Raw genomic sequence first — 24,608 nt, forward strand, 5'->3', positions numbered from 1 at the left:
GCCTTCGACTACGACTTCGAGCACCTCCCACTCCGCGAAACCAGAAACGATTTTGTTTCATGACAGCCACAGAAACGATTTTGTTTCATGACAGCCATATGAGCTTCGGTCTGATCTAAAAGGTGATTTCCGTGGTTGACACAAGCGAGAATATCGTCGCCCCCCTGAGTTGCACGCCTCAGCGTTGGTTTGAGCTGTTCGGGGTGCGTCGGGGCTTGTCGGCGTGATTTGCGTGGGCGGTCGGGAGGCACTAATGGTCTCGATGGGATGGTGGCTCATGCGCCCGTTCGCGCGGAAGGTGAGGACCGCTTCGGGGCGCCTGCCGTGCAGATCGTGGAGAAGAAGCACGGGCGGCGTCGTGTCGTGGAGCATCCGGGCCCGGCTCGTACGGAGGCCGGCCCTGCCGCGTTGATGCCGGTGGGACGGGAGGAACCGGCTGTCAGGGATCAGCCTGACCTCGGTTCCGATGACCGCTTGGACGACCGGTCTCGATCACGCGGCGGCGCGGCCGTGCAGGGGCAGGCCTCCCGGTTGTTGGTCGAGACGATTCGCGGGGCCTGGGACCGGCTCGGGTCCTGAGCGGTCGAGGACGAGGCGTTAGTCGAGGGCCCTGGCACCGCCTGGCCGACGGTCCGCCCGGCCCGGCCGGGGCTCGCATCCCTGGTCGCACGCTGAACCGCACCGGCGGTGTCCCGCTCAGTGCGACCGGGGGCGATCGGCCCGGATGTCCTCGACCAGCGCGTCGATGACGGCCCCGTGGTCGTCGGTGGGCTCCCCGCCGAGCACGGCGGCCCAGGCGGGCACGATCTGCTCGGCCGAGTACTTGTGGCCGAAGCCCTCCGGCACCCGGTAGCACACGGGCATGTCGCAGGCGATCTGCCAGAAGGTGACGAACGGCACCCAGCGCATGCGCGACATCGTGCTGCCGGGGGCGCGCAGGCCGTCGAACCACTCGGGGCGGCGCCACAGCAGCCGCGTGCCCCACCACACGACCGGGTCGGTGTCGTTCTGCAGGTAGACGATGCGCGGGAACGACCAGGGGCCGAGCCGGCGGCCGAACTCGGTGCGGGTGAGGTGCTCGGGCCGACCGGCGAAGCGCACGTGGCGGCCGCCGTCGACGACCGGCACGACCACGGTCGAGCCGGGGTCGCGGGCGGCGCTGAGCCCGGACTTGAGCGGGGTGAAGTCGGGCGCGCCCATCCAGACGGCGCCGTCGGCGCGGGCCAGCAGGTCGTCGACGTCGGCGAAGACGCCGTTGGAGCCGAAGGCGCCGAGGGACTCGCCGGAGAGGTAGACCCTGGGACGCCGGTCGGCGGGCAGCGCGGCGAGGCGCCGCGAGATGGCGTCGAAGAGGATGCGCGAGGCGACGACGGGGATCTGCTTGTCGGTGAACAGGGTGATGGCGCTGGGCAGGCCCGAGTACTGCATGCCGATGGTGCAGCAGTCCCCGCCGGTGAGGTACTCGAAGGCCGAGGCGCTCCACTCGTTGGCGCTGCCGCGTCCGGTCGTCGTGACGATGCACAGGCTGCCCCGGCTCCACGCTCCGGTGCGGTCCATCTCGGCCAGGACGGCCTCGGTGACGCCGCGCAGGCTGCGCGAGCCCATCGCCGCGTAGGCGCGCAGCGGGTCGAGGGCGGGACGACCGGTCACCTGCTCGATGCGCGCGGCGTCGGGCCCGCCGGTGACGAAGATCTTGCCCTGCAGCCCGAGCGTGGACCACGCCTCGCGGGAGGCGGGGCTGCCCGAGCGGGTCGGCGAGGCGGGCTGGGCCATGCCCTCGGGCGTCGTGAGATCGATGCGCTCCGAGGCGGTGCGGCCAACCTCGATGACGCCGCGCAGGATCACCTGGTCGAAGACGACGACGATGGTGGCCAGCACGACGAGCGTGGCGACGAGCCGCTCGGCCACCCGCCAGGCGATGCGCCCGTGCAGGTGCGCGCCGACCCAGTCGATGGCCGCGGCGGTGGCCCGCCACTGGGCCTCGAGCAGCAGGAAGATGCCGGCCCCGGCGGCCGCCGAGGCGAGCTGCCAGCCCGCCGTCGGCTCGTCCGCCCGGCAGGCGCGGGCGGTGCGGCGCTGGGAGCGCAGCGCGGCCAGCGGGACGCCGACCGCAGCGGCCGCGCCGACGGACAGCGCCGCCGCGGCGAGGGCGCGCCGGCCGGCCCGGGGCCGCACCGCCGGGTCGGGGCGCACGCCCAGGACGTCGCCGAGCAGACCGGCGGCCCGGCCCGCGATCATGCCGACCTGGTAGCCGAAGACCGAGGAGACGGCCGCGACGACCCCCTGGAAGAGCCAGGTGCGCGGCAGCAGGGACGGGGCGTAGGCGGCGACGTATCCGGCCAGCGCGCCGACCGCCCCGCCCGCCGACGGGGGCCCGGCGGACGGCCGGGCCGGGTGCGGCCGGTGGACGCCGAGACGGTTCAGGTGGGGACGGTTCAGCCGCATGGGGAACAGTCTAGAGAGCGGCCCCGCCCGCGCAGCGCGCGAGCGGCCGGCGCGGGACGACCGGGCGGGCGCGCCGGGCCCGCCGAGGGATCGGCAGTGCGGCTCAGTGGAAGTAGGGGATGATCAGCCACAGCCCGAACAGCAGGATGGCCGCGCAGCAGCCGACGAGAGCGGCCGCGCCGGCCCGCATGGCCCCGGCGGGACGGCCGGCCTGGGCCCTGGCGTGCGAGAGGTCCATGAGCAGCGCCGCGCACGAGACGACGCAGACGACGAAGACCGTTCCGATGAGCGTGACGATGCTGACGACGCCGAGGGCGCCCCAGTCGATGCTCACGAGGCGACTCCGCTGCCGGCCAGGTGCTGGCCGGGCCGGGGGTCATCATCGCCGCCGGGGGCCCGCCCGGCCGCGCTCTTGAGCACCCTCTCGGCCTCGTGGGCGACGGAGCCCTCGACGACGACGGGGAGGTCCTCGACGACGCGCCCGCCAGGCTGCCGGGCCGGGGAGGGGACGGCCCGGGGGTCGTCGTTCACGTTGCCGTGATGGACCTTGGTGCGGTTGGCCCGCGTGAGGATCGCCCCCGCCGCGATGACGAGGGCCACGGCGACGACGCCGATGCCGACGATGCCGCGCCCGGCGAGCCAGCCGGCGACGGCGCCGACGACCGCGGCGCAGGGCAGGGTGGCGAGCCAGGCGCTGGCCATCTGGCCGGCGACCGACCAGTTGACCTTGGCGCCGCGTCCGACGCCAGAGCCGAGGATCGAGCCGGTGCACACGTGAGTGGTCGACAGGCCGAAGCCGAGGTGGCTGGAGGCGAGGACGGCGACGGTCGAGGCGGTCTCGGCGCAGAAGCCCTGCGGGGCCTCGACGGCGACGAGGCCGCTGCCCATGGTGCGCATGATGCGCCAGCCGCCGGAGTAGGTGCCCAGGCCGATGGCGAGACCGGCCATGCCGATGACCCACCAGTGCGGGTGGGTGCCGGGGGCCTGCATGCCGGCGGCGATGAGGACGAGCGTGATGATGCCCATCGTCTTCTGGCCGTCCGAGGTGCCGTGGGCCAGGGCGAGCATCGACGACGAGATGCGCTGACCCATGCGGTAGTAGCGGCCCGCATGGGTGACCGAGTGGTCGGTGATGCGGTAGGCGCAGAAGGTGGCGACGCCCGCGGCGACGCCGGCCACGGCCGGCGCGACGAGCGCCGGGAGGATGATCTTGGAGACGATGACGCCCCAGTGGACGCCGCTGTGCCCGGCGGTGACGAGGACGGCGCCGATGAGGCCGCCGAACATGGCGTGCGAGGAGCTCGACGGCAGGCCGAGCAGCCAGGTGACGAGGTTCCAGATGATGGCCCCGGCGAGGCCGGCGAAGACCATCGTCGGAGTCACGAGCGCGTCGTTGACGATGCCGGAGCTGATCGTCCGGGCGACCTCGGTGGACAGGCAGGCGCCGACGATGTTGAGGACGGCGGCCACGGTGACGGCGATCCTGGGCCGGAAGGCCCCGGTCGCGACGGCGGTGGCCATCGAGTTGGAGGAGTCGTGGAAGCCGTTGGTGAAGTCGAAGACCAAGGCGGTCACGACAACGATCACGACGATTGCGAGAGTCATCGGAGCTCACGCCCGTCGCTGCAGTCGTTCGCAACTGCTCTCATACGCACCTCACGCGATCGTAACGGCCCGCCCCGGGGTCGGACCGGTCGCCCTGGGATCTCCCGCCCCACAGGTGGAGCACCTGCGGGGCTCGGGCGGCGCTCGCCGTCGGATTCGATTCTTGCGCATCACCGGGCCCGCACCCAGGACGAGGTGGGCCTGTTCACCAAGTGTTCACCTTGGGTGCTCGTCGCACCGGACGTCCGCCGCATGCCCGTCGGGCCGGTCCGGCGTCCACGGGCGGCGCCCGCACCGGAACGGATGGTTCACAGGAAACGAAAAGGAAAGACATAGACGAGCCGGCGGCCGAACTGCCACAGTAGGGTCATGCCAGGTCCACAGTCCCCGGAGGTCATCTCCCGTCCCGACGGCACGCCGATCCGCGTGCTCGCCGTCGACGACGAACCGAGCCTCACCGAACTCCTGTCCATGGCGATGCGCTACGAGGGCTGGAACCCCAGCACCGCGGCGAGCGGCTCCGAGGCGGTCCGCGTCGCCCGCGAGGTGCACCCCGACGCCGTCGTGCTCGACCTGATGCTGCCCGACTTCGACGGGCTCGAGGTGATGCGCCGCATCCGGGCCGAGCAGCCCGAGATCCCCGTGATCTTCCTCACCGCCAAGGACGCCGTCTCGGACCGCATCAACGGGCTGACCGCCGGCGGCGACGACTACGTCACCAAGCCCTTCAGCGTCGAGGAGGTCATGGCGCGGCTGCGCGCCCTGCTGCGCCGCAGCGGCGCGGCCTCCAAGCGTTCCGAGTCGGAGTTGATCGTCGGCGACCTCGTCCTGGACGAGGACTCGCACGAGGTCACCCGCGGCGGCGACGAGATCCACCTGACGGCCACGGAGTTCGAGCTCCTGCGCTATCTCATGAGGAACCCCAGGCGGGTGCTGTCGAAGGCGCAGATCCTCGACCGCGTCTGGAACTACGACTTCGGCGGCCAGGCGAACGTCGTGGAGCTGTACATCAGCTATCTGCGCAAGAAGATCGACGCGGGCCGCGCACCGATGATCCACACCATGAGGGGCGCCGGGTATGTTCTCAAGCCGGCTGTCGGCTGAGCCCCGGCGCTCCGCGCCCTCGGCGCCCGACGACCCGGCGGCCCCCGTCGATCCCCCGAGCGGCGGGGCCGGCGGGCACACGGCCGACGAGGAGGAGCAGCCCTGGCGCCCGATGGGCCGGGGCACGCTGAACTACAAGCTCGTTGTCCGGCTCAGCGCGATCGTCGCCGCCGTGGCGATCATCCTGAGCATGTTCAGCGCCCTCATGGTCCATCACATCCTCGTGCAGCAGGTGGACGCCCAGCTCACCGAGGCGCTCGGCCTGCCGAGCACGAACACCGGGGGCCAGCCGTCCGGGGCCTCCCAGCCCTCGAGCGGGCCCACGCCCGACGAGCAGAGCCGGGGCGACTCGGCGACCGACTCGATCTTCGGCACGAGCGACGTGCCGCTGGGCGGCCTGCCGGTCGGCGCCGTCGTCGTCCTCGTCGACACCGAGGACAACGTCCAGGGCATCGTCGAGGACGTCGACCGGCGCAACACGGTCAACACCTCCGACGCGGTGAACACGAAGATCACCGAGGTCCCCACGGACGGCAGGTCCCATGACGTCAAGCTGCCCGAGCTGGGCGGCTACCGGGCCATGTCCCGCTCGGTCATGGTCGCCATCGTGAAGGAGGACGGCAGCACCTCGAGCGTACGGGGCACGCTCTACGTCGGCATCCCGATGACCCAGTGGACGCATGCGATGCAGCGGCTGGTGCTGGCCGAGGGCATCGTCGTGGCGCTCGCCATCGTGGTCTCCGGCGTCATCGCGACGGCCGTCGTCCGGCAGACCCTGGCGCCGCTCAACCGCCTCATGAAGACGGCCAACAAGGTCTCCGAGATGGATCTCGAGACGGGGCTGGTCACCCTGCCCGACCGGCTCGACGACCGCGACCTCGACCCGCGCAACGAGGTCGGCCGGGTGGGCCGCTCGTTCAACCGGATGCTCGACAACGTGGAGGACGCGCTGAAGGCGCGCGAACAGTCCGAGTCGAAGGTCAAACAGTTCGTCGCGGACGCCAGCCACGAGCTGCGCAATCCGCTGGCCGCCATCCGCGGCTACTCCGAACTCAGCCTCAAACGGCCCGACCAGCTCAACGAGAGCACCGCGTTCGCCATGACCCGCATCGCGAGCGAGTCGCAGCGGATGGGCTCGCTCGTCGAGGACATGCTCCTGCTGGCCCACCTCGACGCCGGCCGGGAGAACGAGCTCACCGACGTGGACGTCAACGAGGTCGTGCTCAACGCGGTCTCCGACGCCCAGGCCTCCAGCCGGGACCACACGTGGCGCCTCAACCTGCCCGACGCCCCGCTCATGGTGCGCGCCGACGAGTTCCAGCTGCACCAGGTCTTCACCAATCTGCTGTCGAACGCCCGCAAGCACACCCCGGCCGGCACGATCGTCACGACAACGGTCCGCCTCAACGGGCGCGACGCGGTGATCACCGTCGAGGACAACGGCCCCGGCGTGCCGCCCGACCTCATCGATCACGTCTTCGAGCGCTTCGCGCGGGCGGACATGGCCCGTACCCACTCCGAGGAGGGCTCCACCGGCCTGGGCCTGGCGATCGTCGCCTCGATCATGAACGCCCACCACGGCACCGCCACCGTCGACTCGCACCCCGGCTACTCCTGCTTCACGCTGCGCATACCGCGCATCCTCGGACCGGGCGAGGCCGCCGCCGAGGCCCCGCGTCCGGCGGCCCGCCGCGAGGAGCCGCGGACCGGCCCGGCCGCCAAGCCCTCCCGGTCCCGGGGCTGGCAGAGCCCCTTCCGCGATCGGCGCTGAGGACCGTTCGCGCAGCGCGGCGCAGGCGCTCCGGCCGGGAGGACGGGCAGAACCCGCCTCCGCGAGCGGCGCCGGCCCCTCCGCCGGCCGCACCGAGTCGGGCCGCCTCGTCGTCATCCGCGGGGAGTGCGCCCCGTCGACGACCCGCCGGGGCGAGCCGCGGGACAGCCCGTGCCGCCGCTCCCCGGGCGGCCCCGGCCCGCCGCGCGGAGCCCGTCCTGGACGGGGTCTACCCTGGAGGCGGGACCGTCCACGACGGACGGCCCCGCAACGGGCGGAGCATCTCGGGGGCGAGCACATGTCGCAGTTGATCCCATTCACCGAGTCGGGCGAGGACGACCGGGAGCGCCCCGGCACCGCGCTCAGCACCATCCTCCACGACCGTGGCGGCCTCGCCGGTCTCGCCGACGAGGTCCTGCGCTCGCGTGCGCTGCACGTCGCGCTGGCCGTGACGCCGGCCGTCGTCGCGATCGTGCAGACGATCGTCACGCGCGGGCGGCGGCGCTGAGGAAGTCCCGCACCCGCCCGACGTCCGGGTAGGGGCCCCGGGCCCCCGGCCCGCAGGCGGCGAGGGCCGAGACCGCCCCGGCGAGCCGCGCGCCGTCCGCCAGGGGGATGCCGCCGGCGAGGCAGGCGCTCGGTGCTCACGCGCAGGTCGGCGTTGAGCGAGCCGACGACGCAGACCGCGGCGTCGGACCGGAGCCGGTCGAGCACGCGCAGGCAGGCACGGGCCTCCCGCGGCCCGGCGCCCTCCCCCGCCCCCCGGCACGGCTCAGCCCAGCGGCACCGAGAGGTTGATCTGCTCGCCGTCGCCCAGGTCGAGCGTCGTGCCGACCGGGACGAGGATGGACTGGCCGTTCTCGAGGCGCAACGGGTTCGCGTTGGGCATGTAGATGATCGTGCCGTTCGTCGAGTTCATGTCGGTCACGAGGATCTGCCCGTCCTTCGGCTCCAGGTGGACGTGGGACCGCGAGATGTCGTGGTGCGGGCTCGGCACGCGCATCGTCCCGGCGGTCATGCCGCCGGGCGGCTGCGGGGAGCGGCCGACGAGCAGCGGGCCGTCCAGCGGCTGGGAGAGGCCGCTGAGCGTGACGACCTGCGCGACGGCCCGGGGCCGGGAGGGGGCCCAGTCGGCGCGCGAGGGCTCGGAGTCGTCGTGGGGGCCGACCGCGTCCTGGCCGAGGGTGCGCTCGGCCCCGCCGGCCGGGGGCCCGGCGAGGGGCGGCTGCTCGGGGGCCTGCTCCTGCGGGGCCTGCGGCGCCTCCCCGGGGCCGCCGAGCACCTCGGTCTTCTCGTACATGAAGGAGTCGTCGCGAGGGCGCTGCGCCATCCAGTTCATCGGCGCGGCATCGGTGGGCTCGTCGAAGCCCTGCTGCTCGTAGGAGGACTCGGGCCGGCCGTAGGGCCCGGAGGCGTCCCCGGCGACGGCGTTGAAGCGCTCGGTGGCGGCCGCTGCGGGGGCCGCCTCCTCGGCGGGCGGAGCCGGCTCGGGCGCCGGGGACGGCACGGCGCCCCAGTCGCGGTGGTGGTCGGCGCCGAGCGCCGAGCCGGTGAACGCCGCGGCGCCCTCGTCCGGGACGCCCGGCCCGACCGGGTGCCACTGCTCGCCGGAGGATCCGGCCCCGGTCTCGGCGGGCCGGGACTCGGCGACGGCGACCGGGGGCAGGCCGTCCAGGTCGACGAGCAGCCCGGAGCACTGGGCGGCGCCGACGACGAGCGGCAGCTCGGGGCCGTCGGAGTCCTGGCCGACGTCGACGTGGACGCGACCGGTGGCGATCTGGGACTCGCGCCATGTGATGACGCCGGCGCCGTCGACGAGGGGGGCGCCCGTGTCGGCGTCGAGCACGCGCACACCGCCGCGGACGAGGGTCCGCATGACGCCGTCCTCGAGGAACAGGACGGCGAGATCGGCGATGCGGTCCAGGCCGCGCGCGGCGAGCCGTCCGACGAGGGCCGACACCGAGGCGGCCCCGACGATGTCCTCCCACAGCCCGTTGATGAACTCGTCGGCCTGGCCGGGCCGGGCGTCCAGCATCACCAGCGAGCTGGGGCCGGACAGCACGAGCCACGATCCGGGCCGGTAGCTGACGCGCCAGCCGCCCAGCGCGGCGGGTGAGGGGTTCGGTGCCATCACGGCGTCGTCGACCTGCTCAGTCATGCGTCGTCCTTTCGTGGGTTCCGCCTCTTCGGCGGCTTGCCTTCATTGTGGTCCGACACCCCCGGGGCCGGTCAACAACCCGCGGGCCCGCGGCGACAACGGTCGATGCGCCGAATCCCCGGCGCCGACCGCGCACGCGCCGCTCGGGGCGGACACGGTCGGGGCCGGGGGCGCGCGCCCCCGGCCCCGACCGTGTCGGTCTCCGCGCCCCGCGGCGACCGTTCGGTCAGCTCGCGGAGTCCTGCTGGGCGAGTTTCGCCTTGGCCGCGGCGAAGCGGGCGATCGGGACGCGGTACGGCGAGCAGGACACGTAGTCCAGTCCGATCGTCTGGAAGAAGGCGATCGAGTCGGGGTCGCCGCCGTGCTCGCCGCAGACGCCGGTGCTGAGCGACGGGTTCACCGAGCGGCCCTTCTCGACGCCCATCCGCACCAGCTGGCCGACGCCGTCGACGTCGACGGTGGCGAACGGATCGCGCTTGACGACGCCGGAGCTCTCGTACCAGCCGAGGAAGCCGTTCTCGGCGTCGTCGCGGCTGATGCCCAGCGTCGTCTGCGTGAGGTCGTTCGTGCCGAAACTGAAGAAGTCGGCGTACTGGGCGATCTGGTCGGCGCACAGGGCCGCGCGGGGCAGCTCGATCATGGTGCCGACCTTGTAGTCGAGCTGCTTGCCGGCCTTGGCGAGCTCGTCGTCGACCGCCGCCACGACGATCTCGCGCTGGGTCTTCAGCTCCTGCTGCAGGTGGACCAGCGGGATCATGATCTGCAATTGCACCGTCTCGCCCTCGCGCTCGAGGACGGCCAGGGCGGCGCGGACGACGGCGCGGGCCTGCATGTCGGGGATCTGCGGGTAGAGCATGCCGAGGCGGCAGCCGCGGGTGCCGAGCATCGGGTTCTGCTCGTGCAGCTTCTTCACCTGGGCCAGGGTCGTGCGCTCGGCGGCGAGCTCGCCCGGGTCGGCGCCGGTGAGCTCGAGCTCCTGCACCGTGAGGGCCTGGGTGACCAGGTCGGGCATGAACTCGTGCAGCGGCGGGTCGAGCAGCCGGACGGTGACCGGCAGGCCCTTCATCTCGGCGAAGATCGCCTCGAAGTCGGCCTGCTGCATCGGCAGGATCTTGTCGAGGGCGCTGCGGCGCTCCTCGTCGTTGGTGGCGAGGATCATCTCGTGCATGGCCGGCAGGCGGTGCTCGCCGAAGAACATGTGCTCGGTGCGGCACAGGCCGATGCCCTCGGCGCCCAGCTCACGGGCCTTGGCGGCGTCGGGGCCGTTGTCGGCGTTGGCCTCCACACCGAGGTCGCGGATCTCGTCGGCCCAGCCGACGACCTTCTGGAAGTCCTCGCCCAGGCGCGGCGGGATGAGCGCGAGAGGCCCGTTGAAGACCTCGCCGGTCGAGCCGTTGACGGTGATCTGGTCGCCCTCGTGGATGACGACGTCGCCGATCGTGACGGTCTTGGCGTCGGGGTTGATCTTGATCGTCGTGGCGCCGGCGACGCAGGGCTTGCCGAAGCCGCGGGCGACGACGGCCGCGTGGCTCGTCATGCCGCCGTGGGCGGTGAGCACGCCCTGGGACTGGAGCACGCCGTGGATGTCGTCGGGGGTCGTCTCGAAGCGGATGAGGATGACGGGCTCGCCGGCGGCGCCCTTCTCGGCGGCCGTGTCGGCGTCGAAGACGGCCGCGCCGACGCCGGCGCCGGGGCTGGCGGGCAGGCCGGTGACCACCGGGGCGGCCGAGTGGTTCGGGTCGATGGCCGGGTGCAGGAGCTGGTCGAGCTGCTCGGGCTCGATGCGGCGCACGGCCTCCTCCTTGTCGATGAGGCCCTCGTCGACGAGGTCGGCGGCGACCTTCAGCGCGGCGGCGGCGGTGCGCTTGCCGTTGCGGGTCTGCAGCATGTAGAGCTTGCCGTTCTCGATGGTGAACTCCATGTCCTGCATGTCGCGGTAGTGGGTCTCCATCGTGCGCATCGTCTTGATGAGCTGGTCGTAGGCCTCGGGCAGCACGTCGCGCAGCTCGGACAGCGGACGCGGGGTGCGGATGCCGGCCACGACGTCCTCGCCCTGGGCGTTGGTGAGGAACTCGCCGTAGAGGGCCTTCTCGCCGGTGGACGGGTTGCGGGTGAAGCAGACGCCGGTGCCGCTCGTGTCGCCGCGGTTGCCGAAGACCATCTGCATGACGTTGACGGCGGTGCCGAGGTCGTCGGGGATGTGGTTGGCCTTGCGGTAGACCTGCGCGCGCGGGTTCTGCCAGCTGCGGAAGACGGCCTCGACGGCGCGGAACAGCTGCTCGCGCGGGTCGTTCGTCCAGTTGCCGCCCAACTCCTCGTTGGAGATGCGCTTGAACTCGGCGGTGAGCTCCTTGAGGTCGGCCGCGCTCAGGTCGGTGTCGGACTCGGCGCCCTTGGCCCGCTTCATGGCGGTCAGCGCGTCCTCGTAGACGTGGGAGCTGAGGCCCTCGACGACCTCGCCGTACATCTGGATGAAGCGGCGGTAGCAGTCCCATGCGAAGCGCTCGTTGCCGGACTCGGCGGCGATCGCGTCGACCGACTCGTCGGAGATGCCGAGGTTGAGGATCGTGTCCATCATGCCGGGCATCGAGACGACGGCGCCGGAGCGGACGGAAACCAGCAGCGGCTTGGTGGAGGCGCCGAGCACGCGACCAGCGCGCTGCTCGAAGCGGGTGAGGGCGTCGGCGATCTGCCCGCGCAGGCCCTCGGGCCATTCACCGTTGTTGTTCATGGTCTCGATGCAGGCCTGGGTGGTGACGGTGAAGCCGTCGGGGACCGGAACACCGAGACGGGTCATCTCGGCGACGCCGGCGCCCTTGCCGCCCAGGAGCGGTTTCATCGAAGCGTCGCCCTCGGACAGGTCGTAGATGTACTTTTCGCTCACTGCGCAATCTCCTTCGACGTGCATCTGCTGTGACATGCATCTGCGTGGGTGGGGAGGAAACCCCGACAGGGCAACTCTAGGCCCTGATGCGGGTTCGGGCCACGAGCCCGTCCGGCCGGGACGTCGGCCCCCGGGGCGCCGGCGGCTCAGGGCGCCAGCTTCATCGACCCGGCCGGACGGCGCAGATGGGCGCCGGCGCGGCGGGCGCGCTCCTCGACGATCTCGATGACGCGGGCGGCGGCCTCCTCGAGGGCGAGCCCGGTCGTGTCGATGACCGGGCAGCCGAGGGAGCGCTGGACCCGCCCGACCTCGTCGAGTTCGTCGTAGATGCTCAGCAGGTCGGAGTAGCCGTCCTTCTGCCCGAAGCCGCCCAGGCCCTTCACCCGTCGGGTGCGGATCTGGAGGAGGCGCTCGGCGTCGATCGTCAGGCCGACGATGCGCCAGCGGTCGATGGTGCGCAGCTGGGCGGGCGGGGTGATGCCCGGCACGATCGGCACGTTGACCGTCTTGTAGCCGGCGTAGCCGAGGTAGATGGACAGCGGCGTCTTGCCGGAGCGGGAGGCCCCGACGAGGCAGATGTCGCACTCGCGCAGCGAATCGGGCATGACGCCGTCGTCGTTGCGCACGGCGAACTCCATGGCCGAGATGCGGTCGAAGTAGTCGGCCTCGACGCCGACCGGGCGCATCGGCACCTCGTCGGCGTCGGTGCCCGCCGCGGCGGCCAGGGCGTCGAGGGCGTCGCCCATGAGGTCGGCGCAGGGGATGGCCTTGTCGGTGCAGAACCGGGCGACCATGCCGCGCAGCTCGCCGTTGACGAGCGTGTAGAAGACGGCGCGTCCGGCCTGGCCACGCTCCGGGTCGGCCGAGGCGCTGATGGCGTCGAAGACCTCGAGCATCTGCTCGGCGTTGTGGACGCGGGCGTGGCGGACGATCTGGAACTCGCGGGAGGGGAACTGCATGCGCGCCGCCCGGGCCAGGCGCGCCGCGGTCTCGCCCGAGGAGTCGGCGATGACGTGGATCTCCAGTGCTGCGGCCATGCGGGAAGTCTACGGTTGTGGGGCCACCGGGCCGGTCCGGGCGTCATCGCCAGCCGCCCGGACCCGTATGACTGCTCCGGCCGGGCAGCCAGCACGTGGACGCCGGCAGCCGGTGGGCCCGGCGACCCTAGACTCGTGCCCATGGCGGTTTTCGAGCAGCACACGACCCTCAGCACGCAGTACCCCTTCGCCTACGCGCCGGTCTTCAACGCCGCGCACCAGGCGATCGAGGGCCTGCGGTACAAGCTCGTGGCGTCCGACCCGGACCGCGGGACCATCAGGTTCTCCACCGGCATGAGCCTCGCCTCCTGGGGCGAGAGCCTCGAGGCGCGGATCGCCCCGGTCGACCCCCAGCAGAGCGCCACGGCGGTCCAGCTGACCTCCAGCGGCGCCCTGCCGACGCTCATCGGGCAGGGCCGGCGCAACCGCAAGGTCATCAACCGCTTCTTCGAGGAGCTCGGCCGGGTGCTGACCGGTCAGGCGGGTGCGCCGGCGCAGGGCTGAGGCGCAGGGTTGAGGGGTGCGGATCCGCGCCATCCGGGACCAGCCGGCCCTGGGGCAGAACGTCTTGTGGAGTCATGCTGCACACCGACCCACCATTGTGTATCCCGTGTCCATCAGTATCCCGTGTCCATCGACACCGGCCCCGCTCACATGCCATCGGCATGCGATGGGCCGGTTCTCGCGCTGTGCCACCATCACCTGAGATGTTCCGCACCCGCTTCCGGTGGAAACCCGAGCGTTCCACTCGGGTTCCATCACGACAGGATCATCATCACCACCCTTGGCAGTGAAGCGGTCCGGTTCCCTCAAGAACACCCGACAGCACACCGGACCCGGTTCTCACTGCCGCGCAACAAGATCTCAGGCAAGAGTGGCAATCAGCGCCGATCTGGGGCATGGATGATCCCACAGCGGTCGATGTAGCGGGCCGGCGGCAACGGGGCGGAAGACGCAAGATCATCGAGAAGGTCCAGAACGGCGGTACTGCCCGCGCTTCTGTCGGCTGGAACGAATTGAAGAGTGCAAGAATTGATCCGGATGTCATGACCCATCTTGACCAGATGCCCAGCCGCTGACAGCATCGGATTGGGACGAGCGCCTTGCGCAATATCGCGAATGAACTGCTCACGACACTCCACGACGTCCTCCTGCCAGCCCCGAAGCTCTCGGCCGATGATGTTTTCGTGCCACTCGTAATTGTCACCCATCGACTCAACGAGCCACCCTGGCCACAGCGCTGCAAACTCTTCTTGACCGAAGCCCTCATCCATGAGCGACCACCAACGCAGCGTTCGGGTTCCGTAATCGATGTGGATGCCCATCGTGGGCCGTTCATCATCGGCGTGGCCGCCCCGGACGAGACACTCCCCCTCCGCCGACCGCTCAAGCATCTTCAGCGCAACGTGACGCACGCCGCTCGGGCCGAGGCATGCGACATCTTCCAGGAATCCGCCCGCCCACCATTGAACGATCCGACCGCCTTCGAGCGCCACGGAAAGCATGTCGAAGTCATTGACGCCGCCCTCCACGAGGGACTCTGCCGAGTAGTCCGGGGACATGGTCGTGCAACCTGTCGAAGTGAAGAGGGTACCGGGGTCAACACCAACTGCCGCGAGCACGCCGCGCGTCCCCTCCGACGACCAGACGGCGGTCCAGCCCGGCCAGGTACGTTCAGTGAGTGCGTTGATCAGCCTGGGCAGGTACAAACCTTCGCTCTCCTCTGCCCATGTGACGGTCTGTGTCGTCAGGTCGATCAGCAACGTGCCCTCGATCCATGTGGCGCCGGTCCACTCCTGCGGCGTGTCGACACCCATCGGCGTCATGCGCCTGACACGCCTCAGCGTGGCCTCAAAGCCGTCCAAGGCGATGTCGACACCGATCGACTGCGCAGCCCAATGATCATAATAAATTTCCCAACCGGAAACATTCTTGACGATTACACCCAATCGAGACCCCACGAAACCATTCCTTCCGCACCGCACCGATGACTTTCCGCACACGCAGCACCAACAAGAGACGCTCCAAGCGGGCGTCAACACCCCGGCAAGCAACCAGTCGACCGAGATCGGTGGCCCGTGCCGCGTCAGCACGGCTGACAATCACGTACCGGAGCCAGAATCCACCGGGACGCCCACGAGGCACTCCAGCCGGATCGCGGTGTCGATGGCGACAGGAGCACGTCCGTTGATGATCCCACTCACCCGCTCACGGCTGCACCCCATGAGCCCGGCGACGCGCTGCAGCGACACGCCGTGTTCCTCGATCCACTCCCTCAAGCACTCACCCGGGGCAACGACATGACTTGCCGCTGTCACGACACCCCTTCTCGGCAGCATTCATCAATTCGTCAACCATCGCAACCGCAGTGTCCTCCCGGCTCCGCCCCTCGGCATGACCAGCAGTCGGCGTCGAGACGACCGGCCAACAGGCCCTCCACGTCAGCTCTGCGCCGATGCCATTTCCCGAGTGGGCGCGTGCCGGCAGCTCCCCTCGATGCCACGGCGATCAAGTGCAGACAGAACTCGCCGTCTGCATCGCTCAACACTGTGAGGCTTATTCACAGGAGTTACCCGCAGGAGCGTTTCCCCTTGTCAAGTCTTCGTCCTGCCGTGCTGTGAATAAGCCTCGGTGAAGACGTCTACTCCGACCGCCATGATGATCCGGTGATCGACGATGACGAGTTCCACATGTCCACGGGGGTGTGCACCGCCCTCGTCCACTCCTCGCAGGAAGAACGCCGTCTCGGCCCACTCACTCTCCACGAGATAATTTTACCCGAGACGATTTCGACCGTGCAGCCCGAAGTATGAGCAGTGCACCACCCAGGCCGACCATCATACCACGATGGCACGGTGATGAACGACACCACCGCTTCGATGTGCGTCTGAACTCACGTTCTCCGACCGAGGGGCCACGCTGCCCTTCAAGCGGCTCCGGCGCCATAGAGAGACAGCTATCCGGTTCTCTGCAGGCCGTATCTGCAAGCGAATCGCCATCACCCCGTCCCTCAACTTTCACCTTCTCCCTGCTCAGCCACACCAATTCGTCACTCAAAAGAAGCAATCGACGGGCTCGAATTGTCCTGATGGGATGCAACATTCCATAAAAACCCTGCATCATTACAAACATCCACATCCCAAGAAGAGCAACAAACCACAGCACCCTAAAAACTAGAGGACTAAATGAAAGCTGGACCCTTCAGTCGAAAACACGGTCAGCGTCAGCAAAAGTGGTGAAACGATTCCAGCAATGAATATTGATGCCTTGTCGGCACACGCAAGTGGTGATCTGACCTGCACTAGACCCACTGCATACACGAAAAAAATGACGCAAGTCGTATCAAACAAAGCAACACAAGACAGCACCCCAAAGCTTCTAGCCACGCTCAACCTGAGCGATAGCACAGTCAACACCAGCAGGGCCACGCCCGACACAAGCCACGGGGCGACCCGACGTGATTCGCCACACTTCTGCACGAAGGCAGGAACATCTTTTTCCTTCATCGCCCTGCACGCACAGGAATAAATGCACCCATACTCGTCAGCAATTCTATTTCGCCTTGCCGTCACATCTTCTTGACCATAATCAACTATGTGCCAGTAGAGCAAAGTCGGAAGCACCGCAGAACCTATCTCGAATCCCCATAAGGGCATTACCGCGACCAAGGAGAGAGGAAACTGCTCCCACAGGGTTGGCAAATCAGGCAACCATACGAGGCAGACATAGGATATCGATAACCATATGTCGCACATGACACCCCAGAACACCAATGACGCCTTGAAAGAGCTGAAAATGCTTGCCGCAACTGTTTCATGTCGACCAGTTCTTCTGACTGCCACGCAACTCCGGAAACCAATTATTGCAATAATGGCGCATTGGATGGAGAAAAGCGCGCCCGCCAGGGCCACCCCGGTGACCACTGATCCATCGACCTCAAATGAGCAGTGACCAATATCACCAGCACCCCGCACACCTTCCCCCGTCAAGCACCGCCTCCCAGCTTCCCTGAGGATCATGGGTTCGCGAATCAGGTCAACAAATGGCAGCCTCCGAGGATTCCTCAGGAGTGAAATGACGTACGTCAAAATAAATACCAGGGCCCACAGTGCCCCCAAAATTCTCACCAGGGATTGATTGTCGCCATGCCTCCAAATCAAACCCCGTTCATATCGCCTGTCGCGTCTGCTCCGCTGATTCGACTTCAAGCTTTTGTCAGACCCCAAAACCTTGACATGACTCTGCTTCTTCCTAGGCCTCTCCACCTGCGAAGAATTATCCTCGACGTCGTTCTCGTGTGCGCCCTCACCTCCGGGTCCGTCTTCCCGTGCGGGTTCGCTCCTCGGCACAGCGGTTTCGGCTCCTGCTCGGTCCTACGCCTGCGTTTCGCCAACACGGACCTTCTTGCGTCCGCTCATGGTTGTCTCGATTCCCGTCGGCTGGTCAGGGTGCGGGAGGTGATGCCGACGATCCTCACCCTTTTTCAGACTGTCAGAAGGGTCTGACAAAAATGGGGAATCCGGCGCTATGCACCAAGGCCGCTGGTGGCATGCGGAACCGACGGTGCCAGGCACCGACGCCAGTCAGGCGTCTTGGCCAGTCACCGACCGCTCGTACACGGATGGTTCGAGGACGCGCAGCCGGTCCTCGACGCTGCGGGCGAGCAGGGGCTCGTCCAGCCGCAGGCCGAGCTCGATGGTGCGCCGTCCGGCGCTCTCACCCACGGGGGTCCCCGAAGAAGGCGAGCCCGGCCCACTCGCCGGGCAACGGCACGACGAAACGGCGGTCGAGGAAACGATTGGCCCGCTCGCAGGAGGTCTCCGAGGCCATGACGCAGCAGTGGCAGGCGGCGCCGTGCAGGAAGTCCTCGGGGTCCTCGGGCACCCGCCGGGCGCACACCGGGTCGGACGAGCAGCGCATGAGCCCGCGCAGGGCGGCGTTGAGAATCTCCCCCAGCCGCGACGGGTCGCTCAGCGCCACCAGACCACCGAGCGTGCCGTCGGAGTCGGAGGCGGTCGTCGTGATGAGCAGGCCCGCCGCCGCGGGCCGGTCATCTGCCTCCGGCCAGGCGTAGAGGCGTTCGCTGAGGCTGGCGGCCCCGTAGCCGGAGTGCATGGCCATCTGCCGCATGAGCGCGTGGGCGAGGGTGTGCATCAGCCAGTAGCGGGCCGGCTGCATGCGCTCCGTGTGGTCCATGTCCCTAGCGGTCTCGGAGTAGCGGCGCTCGAAGTTGCGTTTGTGGGCCGCCACGTGGCTCTCCCACAGCTCGCTGTCCTCGACGCGCTGCTCCCAGGCCGCGACCCGGTCCTCGTCGAGTTGCAGGAAGACGCCCTCGCCGCGGTCCTCGGTGGCCGGCACCCACGAGGGCCGGCCGTCGGCGCACAGCGGCACCAGCCGCGAGCCGGAGTCGTCGATGCGTTCGAAGTCGTCGATGCGGGTGAAACCGAGCAACGCGTTGACCTTGCGGAGCCGGTCGACGGCGAGCACCCGCCGTACCCCGGTGAAGGACCCGCCTCCGGGAACGGCACGGGGCGAGACGGTCAGGCCGCTGGCCGCGTCGGCGTGGCGTTCCTCCGGCGGCTCCCGGTCGAGGTAGTTCCACTCGGGCACGAGCAGGTCGACGGGGCTCCACCGGCTGCGGCGGGCGTCCCGATCGGCCTCGGGCTCCTCGGGCTGCAGGGCCCGGTCGACGACGGCAGCGAACTCCTCGTCGCCGAGCTCGGCGAGCGGTTCGAGCGACGGGTTCAGCTTCACCGCGGCGCGCAGCATCACCAGGTTGCCGCTGAAGGCGGCGAGGTCCTTCCCGAGCGCCGTCTTGAGCTGGTCCGCCCGCTCCCTGAGCAGGGCGGCCGGGTCGAGGCGGGGCATGTCGATGATCGACTGGGTGACGGGGAACCAGAGGTTCGAGGCGCCGACGAGCATGAGACGCGCCTCCTGGTCGCAGCCGCCGGCGGCGAAGCCGTCGACGTGCGGCAGGCGGCCCCGGCAGGCGGGCAGGTTCCTGCGGCCCGCCTCGCCCTGCGCCTGGTTCATGGGACGGCTGGCCCCGCAGCTCTTGCAGGTGACGATGGCGCTGGCGCCCCGCGAGCCGCCCGTGTCGGTCATGGCCAGCACCGGGGCGGCCGCCTTGGGGCACGTGCCGCCCTGGTGCACCCACCAGTCGTAGGGGAACTCGTCGAGGTGCCCGTCGGGGCAGGCCAGCAGGTAGCGGGCGGGCACGCACGGGCTCTTCCTGGATCCGCCCTTCCGTGGTGTCGAGCCGGCGCCCCGGCCGGTGCAGCCGATGTGCTGCACGACGGCCTCGTCGGGCCGGTAGGGGTGGGTGTTGGTGTAGCCGCGCGTGTCGGCGACGAAGGTCGTGAGCGGGGCGAGCCGGTCGCATCCGGTGCAGCGCATCCACTGCGGGAAGATGCGGGCGGGCACACCCAGGTCGTCGCCCTCGCGGGAGAAGGAGTTCTCGGTCTCCTGGTGCGGGAAGGGCCGCAGTGCGCGCACCTGTGGCCCGAGTTGCAGCTGGACGCTCTCCAGCAGGCGGGGCGCGTGCACCACCGGTGTCTCGCCCTGGCGGCGGGCCCAGATGCGGTCCCAGTCGTCGAGGCCGCTGGGCATGACGGTGAAGTGCGGCAGGTCGATGATGGCGCCCGGCCCGTAGGTGTACAGCAGGCTGGAGGGGCGGGCCGAGCCGACCTTGGCGAAGTTCTTGTGCGCCTGCTTCTCGGCGAGTCGTTCGGCGTCGCCGAGGGGGTCGACGCCGTCGCCGCGGGCCGTCATGTCCGTGGTGCTCATGCGTCCTCCTCGGCTTCGTCGGCCTCGTCGCGGGGTTCCTGCGCCCGCCAGGCCGGGGTGCCCGCCGGTGGCGTCCAGGCGAGGCGCTGCGGGTCGGGAGAGACGAGCAGGTTGATCTCGGGCTGCACCTCGCGCATGGAGTTGGCGACGACGAGCACCGGCCCGTCCCCGCCGGTGCTGAGCGGCGCGCCCGTCTCGGGGCCGGCGATGAGCGCCGCTTCCTTGGCCGGCTCCTTGACCCGCTCGTAGTTCAGTCGCCTGCCGCCGCCCTGTACCTGTTCGGCGCGCTGCACCCAGGCGTCGATCCGGCCGAGCAGCCGGTCGCGGGTGAACCTGGTGGCGGGTTCTCCCGCGGCGGAGCGTTCGGCGCGGGTGACGACGGCGTCGACCAAGTGGCCGAGCAACGCCTTGTGCCGGGGCGCGTTGCCGGCGTTGTGCTCGGGGTTCAGGCCGTGGTCGGCCACGGCGGCCTGCAGCACGCGGGCGCAGGCTACGAGCACGCCGTCGAGGCCCCGCTCCAGGGCGGTGACGGAGAAGGGAGTGACGGACAGGGGCTCCACTCGCCGGTAGAAGGTCTCGTGGAAGTGCCGGAACTGCTCGTAGTGGGCCAGGTCGCGGGGGCGCGCCCAGTTGCCGACGGTCACCACCAGGCCGGGCCGCTCGGCGTCGCGGCCGACGCGGGAGGAGGCCTGGATGTATTCGGCGGTGTTCTTGGGCTGGCCGACGATGAGCATGAGGCCGAGCCGGGCGACGTCCACGCCCACCTGGAGCATGGATGTGGCGAGCACGGCGTCGAAGGGACCGGGCTCACGAGTGACCGGCACCTTCGTGCCCGCTCTGGCCGCCGCGAGGCGTTCCGCGCGGGCACGGGTGGAGTCGACGGTGGAGTCGAAGCCGACGGCCATCTCATCGAGGGTCCTCGTGATGTCGGTGGATGCGATGCGGCTGGTGAGCTCGCCGAGGCTGAGGGCGCCGAACGCGGCGCCCCGCCGGCGGGGCAGCCCCGAGCCGGGCAGGCCCTTGGCCAGGGCGGTCCGGATGTCGTCCTGCATGTAGCGGGCCATGCCGGCCAGCTCGCGGGTGGCGGAGAAGTAGCCGACGAGCGTCATGTAGGGGTCGGCCTCGTCCCCGCCCTCGTCGAGCAGCAGCTGGCCGCCGGCCATGAGGGTCTGGGCGATCTGGATCTCGGCGCTGGTCAGGCGGACCCCGGTGGCCGACAGCCCGACGTAGCGGCGCCCCGGGTGCTCACGGCTGGGCGGGGTCTCCGTCGAGAAGAAGGTGTCGGAGGCGTCGAGGACCTGCGGCGGGAACACGGTGGTGCCGCGCCCGTAGAGCGCGCGCACCTGGTCGGCGGCGCGGCGCACGGTGGCCGACGAGGCGACGATGAGGGGTTTCACCTCGCGCGGCGCTCCGTCGGGGCCGGTGAGCCGCCACGTGGTGAGGGCGTCGATGGCCACCTCGAAGAGCCCGACGGTCGTGCCGAGCGCCCCTGTGATGAGGTGCAGCTCGTCCTGGATGATGAGGTCCGGCGGGCGCAGCCGGGTGGCCGGGCGCACCCGGGCGGCGGGCAGGCCGTTCTTGGCGGGGTGGGAGTCCTTGACGTGGCAGTCCGGGTAGTCGCTGTTGCCGGCGTCGTCGAGCAGGGGCACGTAGCCGTGGCGGTCGCAGCGGCGGGCGACGTGTCCGAACAGGGAGGCGGCCTGGCCCTCGCGGGCGAGCCGGGCGAACTTGTCGACGGTGGCGATGACGAAGGCGGGGACGAGCCGGTAGATCTCCTCGTCGGTGGTGAGCACCGGGATGCCCTCGTCCACCCGGCCGCCCGGCGAGAAGGGGCACTCGCCGAAGTCGTCGGGGCAGTGCACGAGGACGCGGCCGCGCGCCTCGTCGACGGTGACGTCGTTGTGGCTGAGGGGGCGCCCGCACCAGGGGCAGTGGCCCAGCTGCAGGGCCGAGAAGCGGTGGCCGGCCCCGGCCCGCTGGCGGCGCAGCCGGGTGAGTTCCTTGGCGGCCTCGCCGACCCGTTTGGGCGAGACGGCGGTGCCCACCCACAGGCCGATGCGGAAGGGCTCGTCGCCCCAGGTGGCGGGGTCCTCGCGGCGGACGAGCTCGGCCGCGCAGACGAGGGTGGTGGCGCGCTGGAACTGCTGGGAGGTGAGCAGCCGCAGGGTGTAGCGCATGAGCACGGTGACGCCGGCGGAGCCGTCGAGCACGCCGTCGGGGCCGGTGAGGCTCCCCTGGCGGCGTCGGACTGCGAAGGCGTAGGCGGCCAGGCCCAGGTAGGCCTCGGTCTTGCCGCCGCCGGTGGGGAAGAACAGCAGCTCCACCTTCGCCCGGTCTGCCTGGGAGCGGCTCGGGGTGGTGGGTTCGGTGAGGGCGCGGATCTGCATGAGGATGAAGGCGAGCTGGAAGACGCGCCAGTGGTGCGGGAAGGCGCCCGCGCGCACCTGCTGCTCGGCCCGGGCGGGGGTGAGCGTCGGGTCGGTCTGGCGGGACGCGGCGATCTGGGAGTGGACGCGCTGGTCGGCCATGACACGGTTCATGAAGGCGAAGCAGCGGCGGGCCTCGGCGTCGCCCAGCAGGAAGTCGACGCCGTCGGCGAGCTGGTCGCGCACCTGCCGGGCCTCGGCGACCACTTCGGCGGCGGTCTCGCGCAGGTGGGCGGGCAGATGAGGGATGCGGTCCTGCTGCTCGTCGAGCCAGCCGGTGTAGGCGGCGACGATGGGCCGCAGGCCGGCCTCCAGTTCGGCCGGGGCGGCCGTGGCGAGGGCCGCCATGTCGAGCAGCGCCCCGGGCACGGTGGCGGCCCGGGTCTGCGGGGTCTCGGCGGTGGGGATCCACTCGGTGCGCACGCAGGTGGCGCGGCGCGCGCCGGGAGCGGCGGTCCAGTCGGCGGAGCAGGTGCGGCCGACGGCGAACTCGAGCCGGTCGCGGTACTGCAGTTCGAGGCGGGCCTCCTCGGGGTCGCCGGGCAGGTGGGGGTCCTCGGCGGCGTCGTGGACGGGCAGGAAGACGGCCTGCCCCTCGGCGGCGCCGGCGGGGGTGACGTCGAGCCGGGTCTGGAAGAGCCAGGCGTCGACGGGGATGCGGCGCGGGGTCTTGCGGTCGTTGCACAGGGCGATCTCCACCAGGCGGCGGGGCGTGGGGGTGGTGGTGTCCAAGTGGGTGTCGACGCGCAGAGTCACCTGGTCCCGCAGCGGGTAATCGGTGGTGGTGTCATCACCCTGGACGAGAGGGACACGCACGGGGACGGAGACGTCGGTGCGGCGGAAGCGGCGCTCCTCGCGGCCGTTGGGGAGCACCCGCCCGGTCTTCTCGGGGTGGTAGACCCCCCAGGAGGCGTGCACGGTGACGGCCTCCAGGTCGGCGGGCACCTGGAAGCGCAGGCCCATGGAGGCGGGGATCATGAGGCCGCGGCGCACGGGCTCGTCGTCCCGGTCGCCGCCGGTGTCCTCATCCCCGTCCGGGCTGGACTCGTCGACGCCGGATAGGGGCACGCCGGTGGAGGCGCGAGCGTCGAGGTCGTCCCCCAGGTAGGCCGGGGCCTGGTCTGGGGCATCCGGATCAGCAGCAGCGGCGGTACGGCTCGCGGCCTCGGCGGATGGCACCGCGTAGAGGGCGGCCTCGCTGGTGGGTGGCTCGTCGGCCTGGTCGCCGGTCGTCTCCAGGCGGGTGGGGGCGATGCGGCCGATGAGGTAGCGGGTGTCGGGGGCGACGGGCAGCAGCTCGCTCTCGCCGCCGACGGGGCCGAGCAGTTGGCGGCGCAGGATGTCGGTGAGGTTCTCGCGGGCCGCCCAGGAGCCGGAGCCGTAGGGCGCCACTGGCTCGTAGACCGGACCGTCGGGGCGGCGGGAGCCGATGCCGCCGGGCCTGTCCGTTGGGGCAGCTGAGGCGTGGCCTGCGCCGTCCGGGCCGGGCGCGTGGCTCGATGGCGCTGGCTGGGTGATGGGGTCAGGCATGGAAGATCTCCTCCTGTCCGGCGGCGGGCTTGCGGCCGCGACGGGCGCGGCCGGCGGGATCGGCCGGTTCGGCTGAAGCGGCGGGCCGTCTGCCGCCCCGCTTGCCGGGCTTGCCCCTGGCGGCGCCGGAAGCCGGGCCAGCGGCTTTCTCGGCGGCTGCGCGGTGGTGGTTCTCCTCCAGCAGCCGGTCGAGCACCTCGACGCGGGTGGCCGGTGGGATGGTCCAGCGGGTCATCTTGCGGTACTCGTGGAAGCCGTGGGTGAGGTCGAGGTCGTCCCAGCCGTATGCGGCCGTGACGGCCGCGTCGAGTTCCACGTGAATGGCCCGCATGCGGTCCACATCCGGGTCCTGCCCGGGTGCGAGTTCGGGGTCGTTCACCAGGTTGTACAGCTTGGTCAGACCCAACTGTCGGCGCAGCATGATCTCACGCCGCTCGGTATCCAGCGTCCGGCCAATGGCATCAAGCTCGGGCGTGGACTCGGGGCGGGGGAAGGTCTCAAAGACAGTCGTTGGCGTGTACGTTGAGGCTTATTCATAGGGTGTAGGTGAATATGATTCCGAGTATTGTTGTGATGGCGTCCGGGAGGGCGTCGATGGGGCGTCTATAACCGGTTTTGAGGGTTTTCCATGTTTTGAGGTGGGCGATGACTTGTTCGATCCTCCACCTGATCCGGTCGATGGCCCGGTTGAAGTTCTTGTCGGCCTCGGACAGGGGAAGACCCGGGAGTTTCTTGACAGGGGTGATCAGGCCCATCCCGACATACCCTTTGTCCGCGATGTGAGGCACGGAGGAAGAACCCGGATCGTGGGTCGTGGTCTCGCCCGGACCCTCGAGAAGGCCTGATTCGGTGAGGGCCCGGG

Annotated in this window: 19 protein-coding genes; 4 read left to right on the top strand and 15 right to left on the bottom strand. The window is 70.3% G+C overall.

The window, feature by feature from the left end; translation table 11 throughout:
- Positions 1-696: 696 nt before the first annotated feature.
- The 3 genes from K336_RS0110770 to K336_RS16045 all read right to left on the bottom strand — a co-directional run bounded on the left by K336_RS0110770 (position 697) and on the right by K336_RS16045 (position 4,050).
- Complete coding sequence (locus tag K336_RS0110770; RefSeq protein WP_051245689.1) at positions 697-2,445, bottom strand: alpha/beta-hydrolase family protein; 1,749 nt, start codon at positions 2,443-2,445, stop codon at positions 697-699.
- Between the two features lie 103 nt (positions 2,446-2,548).
- Positions 2,549-2,779 (bottom strand): hypothetical protein, encoded by a 231-nt coding sequence (locus K336_RS0110775; protein WP_021797455.1) that lies wholly within the window; start codon positions 2,777-2,779, stop codon positions 2,549-2,551.
- Positions 2,776-4,050 carry an inorganic phosphate transporter gene (locus tag K336_RS16045; protein ID WP_021797452.1) on the bottom strand — a complete coding sequence of 425 codons (1,275 nt, stop codon included), beginning with the start codon at positions 4,048-4,050 and terminating at the stop codon, positions 2,776-2,778. The genes K336_RS0110775 and K336_RS16045 overlap by 4 nt, the downstream gene beginning before the upstream one ends.
- 369 nt (positions 4,051-4,419) lie before the next feature.
- Here K336_RS16045 and K336_RS0110785 point away from each other — a divergent pair, with 369 nt between their 5' ends.
- From K336_RS0110785 to K336_RS0110795, 3 genes are all read left to right on the top strand, one after another.
- Positions 4,420-5,154 (top strand): response regulator transcription factor, encoded by a 735-nt coding sequence (locus K336_RS0110785; RefSeq protein ID WP_021797453.1) that lies wholly within the window; start codon positions 4,420-4,422, stop codon positions 5,152-5,154.
- Positions 5,129-6,925: a sensor histidine kinase gene (locus K336_RS16050; protein ID WP_051245691.1), complete on the top strand. Its 1,797-nt coding sequence runs from the start codon at positions 5,129-5,131 to the stop codon at positions 6,923-6,925. The genes K336_RS0110785 and K336_RS16050 overlap by 26 nt, the downstream gene beginning before the upstream one ends.
- Before the next feature lie 298 nt (positions 6,926-7,223).
- A complete protein-coding gene (locus K336_RS0110795; protein WP_028707028.1) occupies positions 7,224-7,433 on the top strand; it encodes a hypothetical protein in 210 nt (69 codons plus the stop codon).
- 264 nt (positions 7,434-7,697) lie between these two features.
- Here K336_RS0110795 and K336_RS0110800 read toward each other — a convergent pair whose 3' ends face one another.
- The 3 genes from K336_RS0110800 to ppsR all read right to left on the bottom strand — a co-directional run bounded on the left by K336_RS0110800 (position 7,698) and on the right by ppsR (position 13,004).
- Positions 7,698-9,083, bottom strand: coding sequence for an FHA domain-containing protein (locus K336_RS0110800; RefSeq protein ID WP_028707029.1), 1,386 nt, complete (start codon positions 9,081-9,083; stop codon positions 7,698-7,700).
- 226 nt (positions 9,084-9,309) lie between these two features.
- A complete protein-coding gene (gene ppdK / locus K336_RS0110805; RefSeq protein WP_028707030.1) occupies positions 9,310-11,967 on the bottom strand; it encodes a pyruvate, phosphate dikinase in 2,658 nt (885 codons plus the stop codon).
- 146 nt (positions 11,968-12,113) lie between these two features.
- Positions 12,114-13,004, bottom strand: a complete 891-nt coding sequence (gene ppsR / locus K336_RS0110810; protein ID WP_028707031.1) for a pyruvate, phosphate dikinase/phosphoenolpyruvate synthase regulator — start codon at positions 13,002-13,004, stop codon at positions 12,114-12,116.
- A gap of 141 nt (positions 13,005-13,145) precedes the next feature.
- On the opposite strand from ppsR, the gene K336_RS0110815 reads away from it, so the two are divergent.
- Complete coding sequence (locus K336_RS0110815; protein WP_021798618.1) at positions 13,146-13,508, top strand: hypothetical protein; 363 nt, start codon at positions 13,146-13,148, stop codon at positions 13,506-13,508.
- Positions 13,509-13,885: 377 nt separating this feature from the next.
- On the opposite strand, the gene K336_RS0110820 is transcribed toward K336_RS0110815, so the two are convergent.
- From K336_RS0110820 to K336_RS0110855, 9 genes are all read right to left on the bottom strand, one after another.
- Positions 13,886-14,953, bottom strand: a complete 1,068-nt coding sequence (locus tag K336_RS0110820) for a hypothetical protein (RefSeq protein WP_211223496.1) — start codon at positions 14,951-14,953, stop codon at positions 13,886-13,888.
- A 153-nt stretch (positions 14,954-15,106) separates the two neighbouring features.
- On the bottom strand, positions 15,107-15,343 hold the full coding sequence (locus K336_RS19960; RefSeq protein WP_051245693.1) for a helix-turn-helix transcriptional regulator: 237 nt from the start codon (positions 15,341-15,343) through the stop codon (positions 15,107-15,109).
- Between the two features lie 255 nt (positions 15,344-15,598).
- On the bottom strand, positions 15,599-15,769 hold the full coding sequence (locus K336_RS18675) for a hypothetical protein (protein WP_155945073.1): 171 nt from the start codon (positions 15,767-15,769) through the stop codon (positions 15,599-15,601).
- Between the two features lie 408 nt (positions 15,770-16,177).
- The gene (locus tag K336_RS18680) at positions 16,178-16,993 is read right to left on the bottom strand and encodes a hypothetical protein (protein WP_155945074.1); all 816 of its coding nucleotides are present in this window, start codon (positions 16,991-16,993) and stop codon (positions 16,178-16,180) included.
- Between the two features lie 594 nt (positions 16,994-17,587).
- The gene (locus tag K336_RS18685) at positions 17,588-17,728 is read right to left on the bottom strand and encodes a hypothetical protein (RefSeq protein WP_155945075.1); all 141 of its coding nucleotides are present in this window, start codon (positions 17,726-17,728) and stop codon (positions 17,588-17,590) included.
- Entirely contained in the window at positions 17,721-19,790 is a 2,070-nt protein-coding gene (gene drmB, locus K336_RS0110840; RefSeq protein ID WP_043150880.1) for a DUF1998 domain-containing protein, read from the bottom strand. The genes K336_RS18685 and drmB overlap by 8 nt, the downstream gene beginning before the upstream one ends.
- Positions 19,787-23,746, bottom strand: a complete 3,960-nt coding sequence (gene drmA / locus K336_RS0110845) for a DISARM system helicase DrmA (RefSeq protein ID WP_028707035.1) — start codon at positions 23,744-23,746, stop codon at positions 19,787-19,789. The genes drmB and drmA overlap by 4 nt, the downstream gene beginning before the upstream one ends.
- The gene (locus K336_RS0110850; RefSeq protein ID WP_028707036.1) at positions 23,739-24,167 is read right to left on the bottom strand and encodes a hypothetical protein; all 429 of its coding nucleotides are present in this window, start codon (positions 24,165-24,167) and stop codon (positions 23,739-23,741) included. The genes drmA and K336_RS0110850 overlap by 8 nt, the downstream gene beginning before the upstream one ends.
- 112 nt (positions 24,168-24,279) lie before the next feature.
- On the bottom strand, positions 24,280-24,608 hold a 329-nt coding region (locus tag K336_RS0110855), incomplete at its 5' end, for a transposase family protein (RefSeq protein WP_028707037.1).

It is taken from the genome of Propionibacterium acidifaciens DSM 21887, assembly GCF_000426605.1.
GTDB lineage: Bacteria > Actinomycetota > Actinomycetes > Propionibacteriales > Propionibacteriaceae > Propionibacterium > Propionibacterium acidifaciens.

Bases quoted from the DNA above. Each gene is read 5' to 3' on its own strand.
- K336_RS0110770 (WP_051245689.1), bottom strand. From the start codon at position 2,445: ATGCGGCTGAACCGTCCCCACCTGAACCGTCTCGGCGTCCACCGGCCG.
- K336_RS0110850 (WP_028707036.1), bottom strand. From the start codon at position 24,167: ATGCTGCGCCGACAGTTGGGTCTGACCAAGCTGTACAACCTGGTGAAC.
- K336_RS19960 (WP_051245693.1), bottom strand. From the start codon at position 15,343: ATGCTGCCGAGAAGGGGTGTCGTGACAGCGGCAAGTCATGTCGTTGCC.
- K336_RS0110800 (WP_028707029.1), bottom strand. From the start codon at position 9,083: ATGACTGAGCAGGTCGACGACGCCGTGATGGCACCGAACCCCTCACCC.
- ppsR (WP_028707031.1), bottom strand. From the start codon at position 13,004: ATGGCCGCAGCACTGGAGATCCACGTCATCGCCGACTCCTCGGGCGAG.
- K336_RS0110785 (WP_021797453.1), top strand. From the start codon at position 4,420: ATGCCAGGTCCACAGTCCCCGGAGGTCATCTCCCGTCCCGACGGCACG.
- K336_RS16045 (WP_021797452.1), bottom strand. From the start codon at position 4,050: ATGACTCTCGCAATCGTCGTGATCGTTGTCGTGACCGCCTTGGTCTTC.
- drmB (WP_043150880.1), bottom strand. From the start codon at position 19,790: ATGAGCACCACGGACATGACGGCCCGCGGCGACGGCGTCGACCCCCTC.
- K336_RS0110795 (WP_028707028.1), top strand. From the start codon at position 7,224: ATGTCGCAGTTGATCCCATTCACCGAGTCGGGCGAGGACGACCGGGAG.
- drmA (WP_028707035.1), bottom strand. From the start codon at position 23,746: ATGCCTGACCCCATCACCCAGCCAGCGCCATCGAGCCACGCGCCCGGC.
- K336_RS0110815 (WP_021798618.1), top strand. From the start codon at position 13,146: ATGGCGGTTTTCGAGCAGCACACGACCCTCAGCACGCAGTACCCCTTC.
- K336_RS16050 (WP_051245691.1), top strand. From the start codon at position 5,129: ATGTTCTCAAGCCGGCTGTCGGCTGAGCCCCGGCGCTCCGCGCCCTCG.